Source organism: Halorubrum sp. AJ67 (assembly GCF_000513435.1).
In genome coordinates this window covers 45601-47168 of record NZ_CBVY010000023.1, presented here as the reverse complement: position 1 = coordinate 47168, position 1568 = coordinate 45601, and the positions used below count along the sequence as shown (strand labels likewise).

2 protein-coding genes are annotated in these 1568 nt (G+C 70.3%); both read right to left on the bottom strand.

Annotation, left to right across the window (positions count from 1 at the left end; all coding sequences use genetic code 11):
* Window positions 1-527 precede the first annotated feature (527 nt).
* Window positions 528-1232: a molybdopterin-binding protein gene (locus BN903_RS14070; RefSeq protein ID WP_048078328.1), complete on the bottom strand. Its 705-nt coding sequence runs from the start codon at window positions 1230-1232 to the stop codon at window positions 528-530.
* 75 nt (window positions 1233-1307) lie between these two features.
* On the bottom strand, window positions 1308-1568 hold a 261-nt coding region (locus BN903_RS14065), incomplete at its 5' end, for a DUF5803 family protein (RefSeq protein WP_048078327.1).

Genomic DNA, 1568 nt, shown 5'->3' with positions numbered 1-1568 from the left:
CCGGATCAACTGATAAAACCCCCCAACACCCGGACACGGGAACCAACCGGTGCCCGCCCCTCGGACGAAACGCCGATGAAGTGAGCCCGCCATCGGCGTGCGAACTGCTCGTCTCACCGGGACTGGATCCCTTCCGTGGGAGCTGCCACACGCCCATGCCGCCCAGTTCCGTTTCGGACCGGCGGGACGCGGCGTCGCGATCTCACCCCCTCCTGCCCGCGGGACCCAACCGCGGTCGCGCGCCGCCAGTCGCCCGTCCGCCAGCGTTCGCCCCGCCCGAAAATCAATGCTTAAGACACCGCCAGAACAACCCCGACACATGATCCTCGAAGCCGCCGTGACGGAGCCGCTGCCGATCGCCGGGACCGCGGCCGCGGTCCTGCTCGCGAGCCTCGCCCTCGTCGTCGTGTGGGTCGCGTACCTGTACCGCTAAACCGCGCTTTTCTCCGCCGCAACCGCGCTCTTCTCTATCGTAACCCCCCGTCTCCCACGAGCGTTCAGCCCGTTCTATTGTCGACTGGCTCCGCTCATTCCGCCGGCGACTCTCGCTCCACCGCGTCCGCGTGGTCGCGGACCCACGCGGCCGCGCGCTCGACCTCCGCCTCGCTCTCGCCCGTGATCTTCACGGTCACGACCGTCCCGGGATACGAGCCGACGCGCACGTCGAACCGCTCGCGCAGTTCCGCGACCCGGTCGAGCAGTTCGCTCTCGGGTTCGTCGACGTCGACGGTGGCGACGTGCGTCCGCGTCCCGGAAAACTCGCCTTCGACCGACTCGAACATCGCCTTCATCTCGCTCGGGACGCCCGGGAGGACGTAGACGGACTCGACGACGGCACCGGGAGCCACCCCGGCCTCGTTCGGGAGCGGTCGGCAGTCGACGGGGAGGTGGGTCGTCTCCGCCGCGAGGTCGCCGCCGCTGTACCCCCGTTCGGCGAGCCACGCGGCCGCCTCCTCGTTCTCCTCGATGTCGCGCCCAAACGCGGCCGCGACCGCTTCCATCGTCACGTCGTCGTGCGTCGGTCCGAGCCCGCCGGTGACGACCACGGCGTCGTACTCTGCGTGGTACTCGTTGACTACTCTCGCGATCTCGGCGACCTCGTCCGGGACGACCGTCACGCGTCGGACGCTGACGCCCCGGGCGTCGAGGCGGTCGCAGAGCCAGGTCGCGTTCGTGTTCTCGGTGTCGCCGACGAGGAGCTCGTCCCCGACGGTGACGACGGCGGCGTTCATACCGACTCAAGCGGCGCGCGGTAGAAAAGGACCGCGGCGCGGGCGTGCGGGTCGGCTCCGGTGCGGCCGGGTCCGTCAGAGCCAGCCGTCGTCCTCGTCGCCCTCGTCGCCCTCGTTGACGCCCAGTCCGAGGTCGCGTCGCTGCTCCCGGAGCGCCTCCAGCTGCCGCCGGAAGTAGAGCACCCCCGCGATCGCGGCGATCACCGCGATGACGAGGATGACACCGAACACCAGTAGGTCGCCCTCGCGGTACGACTGGACGACGACCGACCCGCCCGTCACCTCGTCCCAGACGATCCGGTCGCGGTCGCCGACCGTCTCGACCGCGTGGTCGCG